General features: G+C 56.4%; 13 protein-coding genes, 2 pseudogenes and 1 riboswitch. Of the genes and pseudogenes, 12 read left to right on the top strand and 3 right to left on the bottom strand.

Going from position 1 to position 18,627, the window contains the following annotated elements:
• Positions 1–39: 39 nt before the first annotated feature.
• The 3 genes from OZX72_RS05370 to OZX72_RS05360 all read right to left on the bottom strand — a co-directional run bounded on the left by OZX72_RS05370 (position 40) and on the right by OZX72_RS05360 (position 3,176).
• Positions 40–834: a DUF4191 family protein gene (locus tag OZX72_RS05370; RefSeq protein WP_277157660.1), complete on the bottom strand. Its 795-nt coding sequence runs from the start codon at positions 832–834 to the stop codon at positions 40–42.
• 121 nt (positions 835–955) lie between these two features.
• A complete protein-coding gene (gene lpdA / locus OZX72_RS05365; protein ID WP_277157659.1) occupies positions 956–2,407 on the bottom strand; it encodes a dihydrolipoyl dehydrogenase in 1,452 nt (483 codons plus the stop codon).
• Between the two features lie 148 nt (positions 2,408–2,555).
• Positions 2,556–3,176 (bottom strand): DUF3043 domain-containing protein, encoded by a 621-nt coding sequence (locus OZX72_RS05360; RefSeq protein WP_277157658.1) that lies wholly within the window; start codon positions 3,174–3,176, stop codon positions 2,556–2,558.
• Between the two features lie 141 nt (positions 3,177–3,317).
• Between OZX72_RS05360 and OZX72_RS05355 the strand changes: the two genes are divergently transcribed.
• The 12 genes and pseudogenes from OZX72_RS05355 (at position 3,318) to OZX72_RS05305 (ending at position 18,538) form a co-directional block, all read left to right on the top strand.
• Positions 3,318–4,685, top strand: coding sequence for a dipeptidase (locus OZX72_RS05355; RefSeq protein ID WP_277157656.1), 1,368 nt, complete (start codon positions 3,318–3,320; stop codon positions 4,683–4,685).
• Positions 4,686–5,155: 470 nt separating this feature from the next.
• Positions 5,156–5,268: riboswitch (TPP riboswitch) on the top strand.
• A gap of 50 nt (positions 5,269–5,318) precedes the next feature.
• On the top strand, positions 5,319–5,948 hold the full coding sequence (locus tag OZX72_RS05350) for an ECF transporter S component (RefSeq protein WP_277157654.1): 630 nt from the start codon (positions 5,319–5,321) through the stop codon (positions 5,946–5,948).
• A 41-nt stretch (positions 5,949–5,989) separates the two neighbouring features.
• A complete protein-coding gene (locus OZX72_RS05345; RefSeq protein WP_277157653.1) occupies positions 5,990–8,695 on the top strand; it encodes an ATP-binding cassette domain-containing protein in 2,706 nt (901 codons plus the stop codon).
• Positions 8,696–8,846: 151 nt separating this feature from the next.
• Complete coding sequence (locus OZX72_RS05340) at positions 8,847–9,308, top strand: hypothetical protein (RefSeq protein ID WP_277157652.1); 462 nt, start codon at positions 8,847–8,849, stop codon at positions 9,306–9,308.
• 25 nt (positions 9,309–9,333) lie between these two features.
• Positions 9,334–9,762: a hypothetical protein gene (locus OZX72_RS05335; protein WP_277157651.1), complete on the top strand. Its 429-nt coding sequence runs from the start codon at positions 9,334–9,336 to the stop codon at positions 9,760–9,762.
• A 104-nt stretch (positions 9,763–9,866) separates the two neighbouring features.
• Entirely contained in the window at positions 9,867–10,940 is a 1,074-nt protein-coding gene (locus OZX72_RS05330) for an RNA methyltransferase (protein ID WP_277157649.1), read from the top strand.
• Positions 10,941–11,100: 160 nt separating this feature from the next.
• Positions 11,101–12,168 carry a phenylalanine--tRNA ligase subunit alpha gene (pheS, locus tag OZX72_RS05325; protein ID WP_277157648.1) on the top strand — a complete coding sequence of 356 codons (1,068 nt, stop codon included), beginning with the start codon at positions 11,101–11,103 and terminating at the stop codon, positions 12,166–12,168.
• 7 nt (positions 12,169–12,175) lie between these two features.
• Positions 12,176–14,779 carry a phenylalanine--tRNA ligase subunit beta gene (gene pheT / locus OZX72_RS05320; RefSeq protein ID WP_277157647.1) on the top strand — a complete coding sequence of 868 codons (2,604 nt, stop codon included), beginning with the start codon at positions 12,176–12,178 and terminating at the stop codon, positions 14,777–14,779.
• Between the two features lie 103 nt (positions 14,780–14,882).
• Positions 14,883–15,752 (top strand): hypothetical protein, encoded by an 870-nt coding sequence (locus OZX72_RS05315; RefSeq protein WP_277157646.1) that lies wholly within the window; start codon positions 14,883–14,885, stop codon positions 15,750–15,752.
• A 276-nt stretch (positions 15,753–16,028) separates the two neighbouring features.
• Positions 16,029–16,724, top strand: a pseudogene (locus OZX72_RS09495) (N-acetyl-gamma-glutamyl-phosphate reductase); the annotation flags it as partial.
• 162 nt (positions 16,725–16,886) lie between these two features.
• Positions 16,887–17,255, top strand: a pseudogene (locus OZX72_RS09490) (Asd/ArgC dimerization domain-containing protein); the annotation flags it as partial.
• Complete coding sequence (locus OZX72_RS05305; protein WP_277157644.1) at positions 17,252–18,538, top strand: bifunctional ornithine acetyltransferase/N-acetylglutamate synthase; 1,287 nt, start codon at positions 17,252–17,254, stop codon at positions 18,536–18,538. The pseudogene OZX72_RS09490 and the gene OZX72_RS05305, both read left to right, overlap by 4 nt.
• Positions 18,539–18,627 lie beyond the last annotated feature (89 nt).

The following is an 18,627-nucleotide window of genomic DNA, read 5'->3' as shown; positions in this document are numbered from 1 at the left end:
TAAAAAATCCTCTCGCGATTTGGTCACGAGAGGATGAGATCACCGACCGCGCATGGCTCGGCGGCTGATATGCTGCGGGCGCGTGGGGTCCATACCTTTGGGAATACCGAGACCGCGCTTCTCTTGCAGCGTGCGCAGGCGGCCATTCAACGTATCGAGCTCTTCCTTGGTGAGCACGAAGCGGCGATGCGGATGAATCTTGTTCATGAACGCGAACTTGTGTTCGATCGGCTCATAGCTCTTGCATTTGAGCACGGTCTTACGCAAATCCTTGAGTCTGGTCTGTCCTTCATCGGTGCCCACGGAAATGCAGAAGACAGGGATGTCGCTTCCGGCGGTCACGCCTTTGATGGCCTGCTTTTGACGCTCCAGCGGCCGCTTGGTGCGGCTTGCGCTACCTTCGGCCAACAGATAGATGCCGTTGTATCCGGTTCCGCGCCAAATCGCCTCTTTGGTCTTCGGATCGATCCAGACCGGGGTCTGGGGGAAGGAATATCCGGCCTTGTTGATATTGCCGAGCACGCTGATGGCGGCACCCGGCTGGCCTTCCAGCTTCTCGTAGCCTACCTTGTCTGCGCGATTGGTCAAAGTCATCGTAAAGAGCAGCACGCCAAGCATCACCAAGAGGATGATCATGAAAATCCAGGTCAGCCAGCCCCAGTGCAGCAGCAGGCCGGCGACGACGCCGACCACGACCGGTAGCAGGAAGGCACCTGCCAAAAGCCATGGCAGTGACTTGTCTTCCGCATAGGTGTACTTATAGATCTGGCGAATCTGATTGATGACTTTCGGGCCTTTTTTCTTGTCTTTCTTCGCCTTTTTCTCTTTGGCCATCGACTTCCTCACTTGTATTTTCTGGCACGAACAAACTAAATCACGATTTTAGGGAGTGGTTGCGACGCAAAACATGCGGTTGCGCCGGCAGTACCGTCAATTTGCAGTCAATTTGTCGTGTTTATCTTGTGTGCAACGGCCGACCGTCGGCCTTGAGCAGTGTCTCGCCGAACGCCTCGCTGAAGGTGGGGTGCGGATGGATGAGACGTGCGGCATCCGAGAGCGGGACGCGGTTGCCGACGAGCTCTTCAGCTTCGGCAATCAGGTCACCTGCGTCGGGGGCGAGCATATGGACGCCCAAGATTACCGGCGTATCAGGTTTGTCCGTATAGCTTCCGGTGACCACCGACATGGACCCGGCTTCGCCGCTCATGAGGATTCGCGCGTTGCCCATCATCGGATAAGCAGTCTCTTTGGGTTCGCTGATGTCGGGGTCCGCTTTGGCTTGTTCCATCGTCAATCCCACGCTGGCGAATTCCGGAGTGGAGAAGACGACTTCGGGAACCGTGTCGTTGTCGACCGGTTCGGGATTGCGCCCGGCGATGGTTTCGGCGATGACGATGCCCTGTTCGAAGGCGCGATAGGCCAGTGCCGGGCCTGGTGTGATGTCGCCTAACGCCCAGATTCCCGGTTGGCTGGTTCGTCCAAAAGCATCGGTTTTCACCATATTGTGTTCATCGAGTTCGATGCCGGCGCTGCGCAACCAATCGGCATCGGTATTGGGGTCGCGCCCGATAGCCGCCAATACGACGTCAGCTTGGACTTCACGTATGGTCTCATTCTTGTCGGTGGTGTAGCTGACGGTTGCCCCATTTGCGTCCGTTGAGTTTACTTCGTTTTCGATATCGGTGACATGACTGTGAGCGACGACATGTACTCCGTCTTTGGCCAGCGCCCGGGTCAGTGCCATCGAAGTGCGACGATGCGCGTGTGAAAGCACGCGTTCGCGACGAATCAACATGGTCACGTCGACGCCTGCCGCGTTCCACATCGAGGCGAATTCCACAGCAACGGCTCCGGCCCCGATGATGACCGCGGTTTTGGGGAATCGTGGCAGGCTGAGCGCTTGCGTCGAATCGATTACGACGCCTTCGAAAGGATGACCCGGCAGGGGACGAGGACGTGAACCTGTAGCTATCACGATGTTGTCGGCTGTGATTTCGGAGGGAGCATCGTCTCCGTTTGTTTCGTCAACCACTACTTTTACGCGATGGTCCGCAATAATCGAAGCCTCGCCCTTGATTACCGTCACTTTTCTCGCTGCTAGCAGTGAAGCCAAGCCGTCGGTCATGGCGTTGACAGCATTGCTTTTGAACTCCGTCAGTTTGTTGAAGTCGATGCTCTCGATACTTGCATTGACCCCCATGCGTTTTGTGTCGCTGACGTTATGAATCGCACGTGTCACGGTAATGAGGGCTTTGGACGGGATACATCCGCGGTTGAGACAGGTGCCGCCGAGTTTCTCTTCGCGATTGATCAGGACGACCGAAAGCCCGAGTTCGCTGGCACGCAACGCGGTGGCATATCCGCCGGGTCCGCCGCCGATAATGGCGATATCAACATGTGTGGTCATGAATGCTCCAAGGTTTGATTAATCCAATAATAACGGTAAAAGAAGGGATATCGAGCGCGGCAATGATGTCGTCGGCAAACAAAAATGCCTTCGTACGCATCACCAAGAATGCGGCAAAGGCATTGGAAAGAAATCGACGTTTCCGGCTTTATTTCGGCCAGTTTCCGCGTTTCTTCGACGTCGGCTTCGGTACGCGCCAACGACGAAGCTGCAGGGCGCGTCCCCAAGCATAGGAGCCCATGCGCGAACCTTTGCCCACAGATTTCTCACCGAACTTCTCGATGAGCTTCTTTTTGAGCTTGAACCACATCACGGCGATATCGATGATCGCGGCAATCATATAAACGTATGACAGCATAAGAATCGGGGTATAAAGCGCCGGCCACTTGATGGCGATGATGATGCCGAAAATCATCACGCCGAAAATCACCGGAATGAAGTACTCGGCGAGATTAAAGCGGGCGTCAACGTAATCACGGGCATAAATATGCGCCGGGTCGCGTTCCACACGCGGCATATGAGCCACGTCTCCGGTACGCATCGCTTCGTACTGCTCGTCCTCTTTCTTCCGGATACGGTCTTTGGCGGCCTTGCGGTCTGCCTTACGGTTCTTGGGAACGATTGGGTGCAGGTTGCGCTCCTCGGCAACCTTGCGCTTGGGCGTGGGACGGCCTTTGCCTTCCTGCTCCTCGGGTTCATTCAGTTCGGAATCGACGGATTTCTGCGCCGCTTCCTTGTCTTTGTCCTTGCTGAAGGGATTCCATGTCATTCTTTTGAGATTACGGGCAAGCCTCGACGCGCAAACCGACGGAAATATAGGGGATTGAAGCGTTTTCCGGCGATTTCCTCGCGTTTTTCTCGGGGCTGTGTGATTATCGAGGTGAATGAACACGTTGATAAGGAGCATGACATGGCTGCATTGAGCAAAGAAGAACTGCGTTCGCGGGTTGATGCCGATTTTGACCGCGTTGTCGATCTGTTGAGCAGGAAGGTCGCGCTGAAATCCGTTTCGGCCGAGGGCATCACCGGCGAACACATGCGTCGCTCGGCGCAATTCGTGGCCGATGAGCTCAAAGAACGAGGTGTGGATGCCAAAGTGGTGCAGTCCAAGAATCCCGACGGCACCCCGGGGGCTTTCGAAGTGGTGGGTTCCAAGATCGTCGATTCCGACGCGCCCACCGTGCTGCTTTATGCACATCACGACGTACAGCCCGTGCCTGACGCCTCCGCTTGGGACACCGATCCGTTTGTGGCCACCGAAATCGATGGTCGGCTTTATGGACGCGGTGCGACCGATGACAGCGGTGGCATCGCCATCCATTCCGGCGCGTTGCACGCGTTGGGCGACGATCTGAAGGTCAATATCAAGGTCTTCATCGAAGGCGAGGAGGAGATGGGCTCGCCGAGCTTCATTCCCTTCATCGAGGCGCATCAGGACGAATTCGATTCCGATGTCATCATCGTGGCCGATTCCGGCAACTGGAGCGCCGAGATCCCCAGCCTCACCACCAGTCTGCGTGGCAACACCGATCTGGATGTGACGGTGAAGGCGCTGGAGCATCCGGTGCATTCCGGCCAGTTCGGTGGGCCGATTCTCGACACGAATACCTTGTCTTCCATGCTGATCGCCTCAATGTATGACGAAAATGGTTCGCTGAATATTCCGGGACTCGAAGGGGGAGACCCTGTCGGCGGACTTCAACGGGATCTTGACGAGGCCAGCGTTCGTGCTGATTCCTCCGTGGTCGATTCTTACCGTTTCGCAGGCACCGGCTCGCTGGCCTCGCGTCTGTGGACCAAGCCCAGCATTTCTGTCATCGGCTTCGACGCGCATCCGGTGGAAGGCTCGTTCAACGTCATCGCCAACGAGACCCGCTTCCGCATCTCCATCCGCACTGCGCCGAACCAGCGCCCTGAAGCCGCAGCCAAAGCCGTCGCCGATTTCCTGACCTCGCACGCACCGTTTGGTGCCGAGGTTTCCGCTTCCATGGTTGACGCCGGTATGGGTTGGAGCATGGATCCCAACGCGGAAGCCACACAGGATGCGTTGGAATCGATGCGTGAGGCCTTCGGTGTCGACCCGATCAACAAGGGCGAAGGCGGCTCGATCCCGTTCATCCCCGAACTGCAGCGCATCTTCCCCGACGCCCAGGTCTTGGTCACCGGCCCCGAAGACCCGAAGGGCAACGCCCACAGCCCCAACGAATCAGTCGACCTGACGAGCCTAAAAAACAACGTCCTCACCGAGGCCCTGATTCTTACCAAACTCGCGCGATAAGCTATTAACTCGCTCGTCCCAACGATTAGTCGTGGCGGCGGCAGATATACAATGTTTAGGCACCCTCCAGGCCGGTAGGCCAAGCTTTATGCCAAAACATCGCATATCTGCCGCCGCCACTAATCTCATAGGGGGAATTTACTGGTCGTAATCTCCAAATGATAAAGAATCAGGGTCGGTGGTACTAAAAGCGAATAGCTGCCGCATGCTTAAGATTATTGGATTTGTGTGGGCGCAATCAGAGGTCGTTGTCATAAGGCTCCTTATGCATGCGGTAGCTATTCGCTTGTGAGCCGCCTCCCGCAACCCCTGGTCAGTCAGATTCCTCCGTGCACAAGTGTGGGGGTTGGGGCATGCGATGCTCGACCGTAAAGACTTGGCCAGAGCGGCCCGGAGCGTGTCGAGCATTGTATGCCCCAACCCCCACACGACTACCCGTAGGCTGATTGACAGGGGATTGCTCTAGGATGGCGAATTGACACGGGGGCTGGCCTTTTGGGGCCGGCTGAGATGAGGAATATCCTCGACCGAATGAACGTGAGTCCGGACAATGCCGGCGCACGGACGTCTCTCTTTTCCCGTGCCTTGATATGCGCGCCGATAGGCGGTGCGCACAGCGGAAAGGCACAAATCATGTCATCATCGAATCAAGCAACTATCACTTCGAAACCGAACCTCAAGTGGCGTGTCGTCGACATCGCCGTCGCCTCGGTCATCGGCGTGGTCAGCACATTCGTCTACTGGGCCGCGGCGTTGCTATACGGCCCGATCGGTTCACCTCTTGACGCGCTGATTCCCGGTCTCGGCGGTCTGATGAACGGCCTTTGGCTGTTTGCCGGACCTCTTGCCGCGGTTATCGTGCGTAAGCCCGGCGCGGCCACCTACGCCGAGGTCGTCGCCGGCGTGCTCGAATCGTTGCTGGGCAATTCCTGGGGCGGCATGGAGACGTTCCTCATCGCCTTGGTTCAGGGGCTTTGCGCTGAAGTCGTGTTCCTGTGCGTGGCCTACAAGGTCTGGAACATCGTCACGGTCACGCTTTCCGGCGTGGTTTCGGCCGTCGGCTGCTGGGCCTACACGTTCTTCACCCATCTACAGGGTTTCAACATCACCGGCGCTTACGGCATCTGGTATCTGGTCGCCACGGTGATTTCCGGGGCGCTGGTCGCAGGCGTATTGATGTGGTACCTCTATATCGCCATCGCGAAAACCGGTGCCATCGACAAATTCGCTTCCGGCCGCCAGGTTCGCGCCGCGGGCAAGTGAGCGGTATCAGGTAGAATTCTGAGGCAGTGATGGGGGAACGCATGCAAGCCAAGCAATCAAAGGTGGCCGGAAGCCGAAAAGGTGACGGTTCACCACAGCGTGCTTCGGCTGTCTCTGCCGCCAAAACCGGAGTGGTTCTGCAAGATACGAAATCGTCTGATGTCAGCACTTCCCCCAAAGTTGAGCCCGCTTCGATCAGTTTCAACAATTGGGGCTATCGTCACGCCTCACGTAAGCATTTCGCGGTGCGTGGACTGAACCTTGATATCCACGCCGGTGAGCACGTGCTTCTGCTTGGTGCTTCCGGCATTGGGAAGTCGACGATTCTGGAAGGTGCCTCGGGGCTGCTCGGCGGGGACGCGGTGGAGAGCGCGAACGAAGACGGGCAGGGCGCGAGGGAACAAGACAGCGCTGGCCAAGTCATCGCTGTCGAGGATTCTGAAGGCGGAGTCACCGAGGGCGGGGTTTTCATTGATGGCATCCCGGCTGCCGCCGCGCACGGACGTGTCGGACTCGTGTTGCAAGACCCTGATGCGCAGACGATTTTCGAGAGGCTTGGCGACAACGTCGCGTTCGGTCCGGAAAACATGGGTGTGCCGCGTCCGCAGACTTGGCAACGTGTCAGGCAAGGCCTTGCTGCTGTAGGGCTTGAAGGCCTGCAGCTTCATCGTTCCACCATGCACTTGAGCGGCGGTCAGATGCAGCGGCTTGCCTTGGCCGGGGCATTGGCCATGCAGCCCGGCGCGTTGCTTCTTGACGAGCCGACGGCGAACCTTGATCCGGAAGGCGTCGAGCAGGTTATTGACGCCGTTTCCGATGTATTGCATGATACCGAGGCGACGATGCTTCTGGTCGAGCATCGGGCTGGCCCGTGGATTGAGCTTATCGATAGGGTCATCGTTCTCGGCCTTGAGTCCGACGATCAGGTCAAGGCGCGAGTCACTCAGGTCGGCGACGATGCTGAAATCGACCACAGCGGGTTCCGACGTACGATTGTGGTCGCCGATGGCACACCTGACGAGGTGTTTGAAAATCGTGATCTTGATTTCGCCGCGCTCGGTATCTGGATGCCCGATAAATACCGCCGACCAGAAGACGAAATTCACCGTATTTATACCGATGACGAACCGGCCAGCGACCCCGCGATAGGTGACGGCAAGGCGCTGCTTGCCACCAACGACCTCGCTATCGGGCGTAATGGTAAGGCCATAGCCGAGCATATCAACATATCGTTTGCCGCTGAACAAATCACGGCATTGGTTGGCCGCAACGGTGTCGGCAAATCCACGCTTTCATTGACTTTGGCCGGACTTTTGCAACCCGTGGCAGGTAGTGTCGAAGCCTCGCCTGAACTGGCAAAAGGTGCAAGCGGCAATTCGCCGATGGAATGGAAATCGACGGAACTGGCGGCAAGGATTTCCTATGTGTTCCAGAATCCTGAGCATCAGTTTGCGCGGGGCAGTGTGCTCGAAGAAGTCATGCTGGGGCTCTTGCGAACAGGAACGCCGGAAGAGGAGGCTAAGAAAAAGGCGATGGCATTGCTGCGTCGCTTCAGACTTTCGCAATATGCTTCGGTCAACCCGTATACGCTTTCCGGCGGCGAAAAGCGTCGTTTGACTGTTGCCGCCTCGCTTGCCGCAGCCCCTCGCGTCATCATTCTCGACGAGCCGACTTTCGGGCAGGACCGGCGCACATGGATGCAGATCGTCTCGCTGATTCATTCCCTACGTGGTGACGGTGTCAGCGTCATCGTGGTTACTCACGACCGCGATCTGGTTACGGCTCTTGGTGCACGGGTAATCGAATTGCAAGCACGGGGTGACGACACAGGTGTCCGTTCGATGCACGTGTCTAAGAAATCGCAGATTATCGAAAAAGCCAGCGAAGACGATACCGTGTCATCTAACGGTGCCAATCTCAAGGCCATTGACACCACCATCACTGTCAGCCCGGTCAACGAGCGCGACGAGAAGGTAAGGCAATCCAGCCGTTCGCCGTTCCTCGCCTCGCTCAACCCCACGTTTAGAATGCTGGGCGGTTTCATCGCCGCATTGCCGTTGATTTTCAGCCTTGACTGGGTTTCGGCAAGCATCGCGTTGTTGCTTGAGTTCATTTTGCTCGCTTGCATCGGTCTCAAGCCCTGGCGCGTGGTCAAATCGACCTGGCCGGTGTTCATCGGCGCTCCCGGTTCGGCGCTCGCCGTGCTGCTCTACGGCAAGGAGGGAGGCCGAGTTTGGTGGCATTGGACGATGATTACCGTCACCGACCGGTCGGCGGTGCTGGCGCTCGCCACTGGCATCCGTATTCTTGCTGTCGGTATCCCCGCTATTATCGCGGTTCTTGGCGTCGAGACCACAGACCTGGCCGATTCTTTCAGTCAGATTCTCCACTTGCCCGATCGTTTCGTCTATGGTGGCCTCGCTGGCATGCGTCTCTTCTCGGTGATTCGCGACGATTGGGCCGCCCTGACTGCCTCACGTCGTTCCCGCGGCTTGGGCGACGAAAACAAGGTCAAAGCGTTCTTCCCGCAAACCTTTGCCTTGCTGGTCCTGTCCATCCGACGTTCCACGACACTCGCCACGGCAATGGAAGCTCGCGGTTTCGGCGGCGATATCCCCAGAACCCACGCCCGCGTCAGCCGTGTCCATCCGAGAGATTGGGTCTTCGTCGTCGTCTGCGCCGTAGTCCCGACGATTGCTCTCATCGCCTCCGCCGCCGCCGGCACCTTCACCTTCTTCGGTGGGTGAGTGTTTTAAAAAGACCACAAGAAATTCGTCTCGAGTCCGTCATTGATTGTAATATTTGTAGTATATTGCTATACGGTAAAGCGGCTGGTTTGGCTAGTCGATTTTAATGTTTAAATTACGGTACGCGTTGTGGCGAAGGCAGGTGGAATCAATGTCGGAAAGAAAAAGAGACGATGGTAGGAACCCCTCTTTTGCAAAGAAAACATCCGATGTCTCTGCTGCATTTGCTAAGAGGCAATTAGGTCAGCAAAGCTATGAACTTCCGCTGGATGCTGAGCCTTGTTTCGACGATGTGAAAATTCCTTTGGAAGATTCGATCGTATTGCATGAATGCCCGAAGAAGTGTTACAAAAACATGGTTGTCGACTTTTCGGTTATTCTGGACGCTTTGGCTCCCGATGCTCGTTCCCGTCATAATTTTCATGAGATTGATTCCAAACATGGCACGATTCATCATCATCGTTTTCGTAGATGTCGAAAACTGCCTGCTAGCAAGATTGTCAAAATTCCGAATAGCGATTGGAACTTCGTCAATGAGGCATTTTACCAATCCGTGGATTGGTGTTTCAGCCATTATGAGGACGAGTATGCTAGATGGTGCAAGACTTTTTAGATTCGAAACAAGTGAGGAGGCAGATATGACGTCGCTTAACATGGCAACTACGAAAAAGGTGGCGCTTTTACTGGCTTCTGCTCGTGGAATCGATTTTCTTCATCGAGCACACTATGTTTCCGGGATGCCAGTGATCTGTGCGGACTGCGATGAGCCGATGGCCACTGTGCTTTCAAGGGTTTCGCAGCATGGCGAGGACAATACTCTCTTGGTGGTCGACTTCGTCCGAAGAGGATGTCTTTACGCTGCGGTTATCAGTCGTGTTCGTGCGAAAGCTTCATGCGAGGAACTAAGGATGAGCGATGGTGCCGCCTCATCCATCGGGATGCTGTTTGACTATTTGAAGCTGCGTAAGGATGGCCTTGACGTGGTTATCGAGCATTCAAATTCGATACCTAAAGAGCTTGAGTCTCTAGACGTTTCAGAAATGAGCAATGCTCCCGTTGCTGTCTGAGACACGTCTATGCCGGTTTGTCTGATTTGGTTGCCGTAGCTTTCGCGTAAAGTGGAGCCATGCCTTTTAACCAGCACATTATTGACAATCTGAAATCTGAGCGCGTGAAGCGTGTTGCGGAGCTTGAAAAGACCAAAGGCCGTAAGAAGTCTGGAAAGTTTCTTATTGAGGGTCCGCAATCGGTTCGCGAAATCGTGCGATGGATGCCTGCGGTGGTTGAGGATTGCTATGTGCAAATGGATGAGCGGCAGTCCGGGTTGCTTTCGCCGGTGGTCGAGGATATTGCGCGTGAAGCCGACGAACAGGGACTGTATATTCACCAGGTGGCTGGCGATGTTATGCATCGTATGAGTACGGATGCGCAGGGTATTGTTGCGGTCGGCAATCTTGAAACTGTGCAGAATCGCATGATTGACGACTTCGAGCATAGCGAATCCGGTTATGTAAAAATTGCAAAAGTATTCCATAATGTTGCAACTCGGGGGACCGACGTAATGTCCGGCGCCGAAACAGACGATAACGCGACAAATGCAGATTCGCAATCCTCTGAGAACAAAGCAGATTCCGTTCGGTTTGGTGATACGGTGGCCGCGTTCTGGCAGATTCGCGACCCCGGCAACGCGGGAACGGTGATTCGTTCGGCAGATGCTGCCGGATGCCGCGCGGTGATTTTCGTGGACGATTGCGTCGACCGGTTCAATCCGAAGGTCATCCGTTCCACGACAGGTTCGCTTTTCCACTTGCCGGTGGTTACGATGAGCACCGACGAATTCTTCGCATGGGCAGAAGAACAGCATCGTGAAGTAATGGCCGCCGATGTTTATGGCACTCAAAAAATCAAGCCGGAATCGTTGATTGACGTGGTGGCAGGGTTCGGAGATTCGCAAAGTGGCCATACCGATGATCATAATGGCCGAAGTTCTGAATTATTATCCGATAATAACAAAGCAGGGAATGTTCGAAACGAAGGAAATACTTCAAGTCAAAACGCTCAATGTTCCTGCGCGATCCTATTTGGTAACGAGGCGCGCGGATTGCCGAACGATGTGCTGGAACGTGTGCAACGCATCGTCTCGATACCGCTGTACGGCAAGGCCGAATCGCTCAATCTTGCCACCAGCACTTCGGTGATGCTTTTTACACTTGCTATGGCTCGCGACGCTGCACAACGTCGCTAAAACAGGTTTTTTATTAAGTGATGACTGACGCAAACGGACACAGCGCTATGTCGAGTCATATTGAAACAATGAAAAGGCTGTAAACGCTTGTGATTCATGACTTTTGCCCATGTAATCCCAAACGTTTCAAGGTTTGAAAAAATTGAAGGAAAGGGTACTCGTGGCACAGAGTGCATCATTCGATGCCGGAGCGGTGACCGATGCGGTCGCCGAGGGCATCTCGAAAATCAAGAGTGCCTCCACCATGGAGGAGCTCAAAGCCATCAAGACGGAGTACGCCGGGGCTGAGTCAGCGATGGCCCAGGCCAGCCGCGCCATCGGAGGTTTGCCGAAAGACGAGAAGAAGGGCGCTGGCCAGCTGATGGGCAAGCTACGTGCCGATTTCGGGCGTGCCTTTGGCATGAAGGAAGCGCAGGTCAAGGCCGAAGAGGAGACCCGTCAACTCGCCTCCGAAACGGTCGATATGACCCTTCCCGTCAACCGCAAGCCGCTCGGTGCCCGTCACCCGCTGCCTAAGCTGATGGAGGACGTCGAAGACCTCTTCATCTCCATGGGCTGGCAGATCTCCGCGGGCCCCGAGGTGGAAACCGAATGGTACGACTTTGACGCGCTGAACTTTGGACCCGACCATCCTGCCCGCCAAATGCAGGATACCTTCTATGTCAAAGGCAACCAGGCCAAGGATGCCGCCGGATTCGTGGGCTCCAACATGGTGCTGCGTACGCAGACCTCGTCCGATCAGGTGCGTGCGCTGCTGACTCGCGGCGTGCCGCTGTATATCGCGTCCCCCGGCCGCGTGTTCCGTACCGATGAACTCGACGCGACGCATACGCCGGTCTTCCACCAGTGCGAGGCGCTGGCCGTCGACAAGGGCCTGACGATGGGCGACCTCAAGGGCGTGCTTGACAAGCTGGCCGTCTCGATGTTCGGCCCGGAGGCCAAGAGCCGCCTGCGCCCGAGCTACTTCCCGTTCACCGAGCCCAGCGCCGAGCTGGATCTCTGGTTCCCCGATAAGAAGGGCGGCCCCGGCTGGATTGAATGGGGTGGCTGTGGCATGGTCAACCCGAACGTGCTGCGCTCGGCTGGCCTCGATCCGGACGTCTACACCGGCTTCGCGTTCGGCGTGGGCATGGAGCGCACGCTGCTGCTGCGCCACGATATCAACGACATGCACGACCTCGTCGAAGGCGACGTGCGTTTCAGCAAACAGTTTGTGATGGGGGAGTGAACCAACAATGCCAATGGTAGATATTGACTGGCTCAAGGAGCACGTCGAGGTTCCGGCCGGTCTGACATACGAACAGCTTGCCAAGGACTTGGTTCACGTAGGCCTTGAGGAAGAGGAGATTCATTCCTCGCAGGTCACCGGGCCCATCGTCGTCGGCTACGTGGTCGATTGCACGCCCGAACCGCAGAAGAACGGCAAAGTCATCAACTGGTGCCATGTCGACGTCGGTGACAAGTACAACGACACCGACGAGAACGGCAACAAGGTACCGCGCGGCATCATCTGCGGCGCACCGAACATGGCTGCCGGAGAGAAAGTCGTTGTCACCCTTCCGGGAGCGGTATTGCCCGGCGATTTCAAGATCGAACCGCGCAAGACCTACGGCCACATTTCCAACGGTATGTGCGCTTCGGAACGTGAGCTGGGGCTGGGCAGCGACCACAGTGGCATCATCCTGCTGAATCATTATGGTTTCAGCAAGGAAGAGGCCGACGCGTTGAAGCCCGGCGACGACGCGATGCACCTGCTGCATCTCGATCAGCCTGTGCTGGAGATCAACATCACCCCCGACCGCGGCTATACGCTTTCCTATCGTGGTGTGGCGCGTGAATACCACCATTCCACCGGTGCGGCCTACACCGATCCGGTCGACGCGCTCAACGCTGAGACCCCGCAGGTCGCCGAAAACGGCAAGGGTGATATCGAGGTCGAAATCGAAGACAACAACCCGATTCACGGTGTGCCCGGATGTGACCGCTATTATGCCCGTATCGTGCGCAACTTCGACCCGTCGGCTGAAACGCCGAGCTGGATGCGCCGCCGCCTGATTCGTGCCGGCATGCGTTCGATCTCGTTGGCCGTGGATGTCACCAACTACGTGATGATGGACCTGGGCCAGCCGATGCACGCCTACGACCTCGACAAAATCTGCGGGCCGATCGTCGTCCGCCGCGCCAACAAGGGCGAGACCCTGACGACGCTCGACGGCAAAAAGCACGACCTGAGCATCGAAGATCTGCTCATTACCGATTCGCCCGACAGCAAGCGCAGCTCGCGCATTCTTGGTCTCGCCGGCGTTATGGGTGGTCTGTACGGCGAAGTCACCGCCGATACCAAGAACATTCTTCTTGAATCCGCGCACTTCGACCAGGTGACCATCGCTCGTTCCGCACGTCGTCACAAGACCCCGTCCGAGGCCTCGAAGCGTTACGAGCGCGGCGTGGACTACGCGCTGCAGCCTGCAGCCGCCCAGATGGCCGCCGATTTGATGGCCAAGTATGGCCACGGAGAGCCTTCCGATACGCCTATCGATGTCGACCACACGCAGCCGCGTGAGGCCATCGATTTCAAGTTCACCGAAACCAAGCGTCTCACTGGACTTGACACCTCCGATAAGCGCATCCGCGAGATTCTCGAGGACATCGGCTGTAAGGTCAGCGACGGCAAAGAGGAAGGCCACATTTTCGTGGTGCCTCCTACCTGGCGCCCCGACCTCACCATGCCTTGCGACTTGGTCGAGGAAATCGCGCGTCTCGTTGGCTATGACGAGATTCCGGTTACCGTGCCTCCTGCACCCGTTGAGGGTGAAGTCGGGCTGACCCCTGACCAGCAGCGTCAGCGCGATGTGGCCAACGAACTGGCCGAATACGGCCTGGTGGAGACGCTGAGCTACCCGTTCGTCGGCGATGCCGACTTCAAGGCGTTCGGCTACGACCCCGACGAGATCAAGCCAGTGAGCGTCGAAGTCGCCAATCCTCTGGCCGGCGACCGTCCGTACCTGCGTCGTGACGTTCTGCCGACGCTCGCGCAGACCGTCCAGCGCAACCTGCGCCGCGGCCTTGAGAACATCTCGCTCTATGAGATCGGCCATGTCTATCTCTGGGACCCGAACGCTCCGGCCATTCCGGCACTGCCCGGCGGACAGCGTCCGACCGATGAGCAGCTGAAGGCGCTCGATGCCGGTCTGCCCGAACAACCGCTGCACGTCGCCGCGATTCTGACCGGCAAGGCCGTCGAAACCGGTTGGCTCGGCGAAAGCCGGGACGTCGATTACAGTGACGCTGTCGAGGTGATGAACCGCGTCGCTAATCGTCTTGGTGCCAAGGTCCAAATCGTGCAGCCTGAGCCGCAGGATGTGCCGATGCAATGGCATCCGGGCCGCGCTGCCAAGGTCATGGCCGGAGACGTATTTGTCGGCATGGTCGGCGAGCTTCACCCGCATGTCAATGCGGCACTCGGCTTCCCGGAACATTCCGCAGCGTTCGAATTGAACCTGACCGCCCTCTTCGCCACACTGAGCGGTAAGCCGGTGCAGGCCAAGCCGATTTCGACGTTCCCGCCGGTCAAGCAGGACCTCGCTTTCACCGTTCCCGACACGGTCACCGCTGCGCAATTGCAGCAGGTCATCGAGAATGCCGCAGGCGACAATCTCGAGTCCATCGAACTCTTCGACGTGTTCTCCGGCGACCAGATCGGCGAGCATCAGAAGTCCCTTGCCTACTCCGTCACTTTCCGCTCTCCGGATAAGACGCTTACCAGCGACGACACGGAGGCCATCCGCAAGGCTATTGTCGATAAGACAGAAGCGATTGGTGCGCAATTGCGTGCCTAGTAGTCGGCCCAAGAAAACCGATACAAATTGGACAATGCGGAGTCTGTGTACTGAAAAGGTTCGCAGACTCCGCAAATTATCTACTTGATTTTGGAGTGGCAAGATGAACGAACCTGAAAATCCTCTCGATCAGAATGGCACAGCTCACGAAAATCCGTCGTCTAATGCCGCTCCTTCTACGGGCCAAATTCCGCAGGGAACGCATCGCACGGACGTTCCGAACTTGGCAACGAAATCCAACAATGACACAGCCAATCCGGTTCAGCCGGAATACGGCCAAATGAAGGTCCCGGAATATGGGGCGATGGCCAGCCAATTTCCTCCGCAATACAATCCCTACGTTTACGGCAAGCCTGAAGAGAAGCCCAAAAACCAGAACCAGCAGAATCCTCAAATGAATGCGCAGGGTGGCCAACCCAACCAGCAAATGGGCAGCGGATATGGCAATGCTGCGGGCACTTACCAAGGTAATCAGGGTTTTCGCAGTAATACGCCTTACGGTGGTCCGAACCGCTCGTCCAACAATTACGGTAACAATCCGAATAATTCCAATAATCCGTTTGACCAGCCGTACAACAATGGTCCGGCCATGCCTGGTGCGCCCGGCACTCCTGGCTATCAGCCGGATATCCGCAACGGCATCGATATGAATGACCCGGCTCAGAACCCATTGAAAGGTCATTGGGATCCGTGGGCAATCATTTCGATTGTGCTGCTGTTTTTGCCGATCATGCCGTTCCTGCCTGCCATCACTGGCGCGGTTTCGATGTGGCGCACCAAGAAATATCACATGAAGGGTTTCTGGGCGGCCACCGTGTGCATGGTGCTTGGCGTCATTACGACGGTTTTTTCGTTCTGGCTGTTTTCCAAGGGCATCAACGTCAACGAGCTTTCGCAGCAGTTGATGAATCAATATGGTTCGGGTTCCGGCGGTTCCAGCGGTGTCGGCAGTGACGGCTCGGTACATGCGTAGGTTTGGGGCTTTGGTGTCTGGCATTGGGGTTTGAGAAAATTGGCTATTCCAGAACGTTCCTCTTCATGAGAATGGTCAGGGACGTTTTGGCTTGATTTTTCATTACGTCGGTTTCGGTTCAGGCTTTACAAACTTTGAGAACGTAATGGTTTTTGTTTTATTTTGATTCGTTAAAAACGATAATTCTTCTTCAAAAGTGTCCACTATTTGGATGTATAACTATTCATACCACTGAATATATGTAGTCTAGCATCATCTTCAAGAAAGGTGATGCCCATGAGCAAATATACGGTGGCGGTGGCTGGAGCCAGCGGATACGCCGGGGGAGAGATGCTGCGGATACTCGTCGCACATCCGGCGTTTGAAGTGACCACAGTGACCGGGGATTCATCGACCGACGACAAGCTTGGCAAGCATATGCCGCATATCCCGTCTCTTAAGGACATGGTCATCGAATCCACGACGCCGGAAGCGCTTAATGGCCATGATGTCATCGTTCTCGCTTTGCCACACGGAGTGTCGGGCGCGTTGGCCGAAAAGCTCCATGCCAATTGCGCGATGGTCGATTTGGGAGCCGACCACAGGCTTGAATCCGGCGATGCCTGGGCACAATATTACGGCGGCGACTTTCACGAGCCTTGGGTTTACGGTATGCCGGAACTGATTGTGGGCAAAGATGCCAGCGGCGGATATCAGCATCAACGTGAAAAATTACGCGGTGCCTCATTGATTGCCGGACCAGGATGCAACGTCACCGCGGTCACCTTGGCTTTCCAGCCAGCTTTGGCGCAAGGGCTTGTGGAGACCGATGACATTGTCGCCGATCTTGCCGTCGGATACTCAGGAGCCGGTAAGAACCTCAAACGCCCGAATCTGTTGGCGGCGGAGGCGTTTGGTTCCGCGACGCCGTATTCGGTTGGCGGTGTTCATCGCCACATCCCGGAAATCGTGCAGAATCTTGCGCATGCCGCTTGTGCCGATACAGATAGTGAGGGACATACCAGCTCGTCAGGTATCCGGCCATATCCAAGCAAAGTAGTTGAAACGGCTGAAACCGCTGTCGAAAACGGTGCCGAGATCGTAGCCGGTCAAGAAGGGAATACTTTTTTGTCCAATGGAATAGCCAAGCCTATCAGCGTCGGTTTCACGCCGATACTGGTGCCGATGGCGCGGGGCATTCTTGCGGTAGTCTCAGCCAAGCTCAGCGACAAAGGCGAGGCGATGAGTGATGAAAGTATCCGCGGGGTTTTCGCCGAAGCGTATCAAGGCCAGCGGTTCATCGAATTGCTGGATGCCGGCGACATGCCTGCTACGGCGAATGTGCTGGGTTCCAATGAGGCGCAAGTCCAGGTTGCCATTGACCGCAACGCCAAGCGGCTCTATGGTTTTGCGGCCATCGACAATCTGAACCGTGGAACGGCCGGGCAGGCGGTGCAATCGCTGAACATCGCGCTCGGACTATCAGAAGATCAAGGACTGACAACGATTGGGGTGGCGCCATGAGCGTGACATTTGCAAAAGGCTTTTCGGCCGCCGGCGTCAACGCCGGTATCTCAGCCAACAAAGCGAAAAGCGATTTGGCCTTGGTGTTCAATAGCGGTCCACTTGATGCCGCTGCAGGGGTATTCACCTCGAACCGTTTCTGTGCGGCTCCGGTGCAATGGTCGCGTAAAGCAGTCGCCGACGGACATATCAAAGCGGTCGTGCTCAACTCCGGCGGCGCCAACGCCTGCACCGGTGAGGCAGGGCTGAAGCAGAGCAAAGCGACGGCAGTCAAGGCAGCTCAGGTATTGAATAGCATCACGGCGGATTCTGATAGTGGCGCTCCAGAAAGCTTGGCAGCACAAGGGTTTGAGAACGGTGTTCCGACTCGAAATTCGAACGAAACCATTGTCGCAAATGCTGAGCCTTCTTTCGCGGCCAATGACATTGCGGTGTGTTCAACGGGGCTGATAGGCGAGCTGTTACCTTTGGATAATGTGCTGGATGGTATCGAGCAAGCGGCTTCGGCGTTGAGCGACGACGTTGCTGCTGGCGTCGACGCGGCCACAGCCATCATGACCACCGACACGAAACCGAAAACGGTAAAGTTCGAGGGTTCCGGTTACCGCGTGGGCGGTATGGTCAAGGGTTCGGGTATGATCGCACCGCAGCTGGCCACGATGCTCTGCGTCATCACCACTGATGCCGTGGTCGACGCTTCGCAGTTGCACGATGTTTTGGCTAGTGCCACTGACAAATCATTCAACCGCATCGACGTGGACGGATGCATGTCCACCAACGACACGGTGTTGCTGCTCGCTTCCGGTGCCTCGGGTGTCACGCCGGATCGCGATGAGTTCGCCGGATTGATTCATGACGCCTGCGCCAGTCTCGCCCGTCAGATTATCGGCGACGGCGAAGGCTCCAGTCACGATATCAAGGTCAGGGTAAGCGGAGCTGAAACTGAGGGCGCCGCGTTGGCCTGTGCGCGGGCTGTGGCGGGTTCAAATCTACTCAAATGCGCCATCTACGGCAACGATCCGAACTGGGGACGTATCGTGAGCTCTCTTGGCACTGTTCCGGTGAATGTTGCTGCTTACGACGCAAAGGAAGTGACGGTGGATATCAACGGTGTCCGCGTTTGCGAACACGGCGGCGCCGGGGTCGATCGCTCGGAAGTCAAGATGGACGCGCGAGAAGTGGATATCGACATCAACCTCAACTATGGCACGGAAACCGCAACGGTCTGGACCGACGACCTTACCCACGAATACGTGCATATCAATGCCGACTACGAATCCTGATGGTCAAGCCGTGCACTTTTTAAGGACTCAATAAAAAGTGCACAAATTTCTCTGAATTCCATACGGATTTTTGATTCTAACCTGTGCAC

The sequence above is a fragment of the Bifidobacterium sp. ESL0769 genome, assembly GCF_029395495.1.
Lineage (GTDB): Bacteria > Actinomycetota > Actinomycetes > Actinomycetales > Bifidobacteriaceae > Bifidobacterium.
Note: the sequence above shows the minus strand (reverse complement) of the source record. Positions and strands in the feature narration are given on the sequence as shown.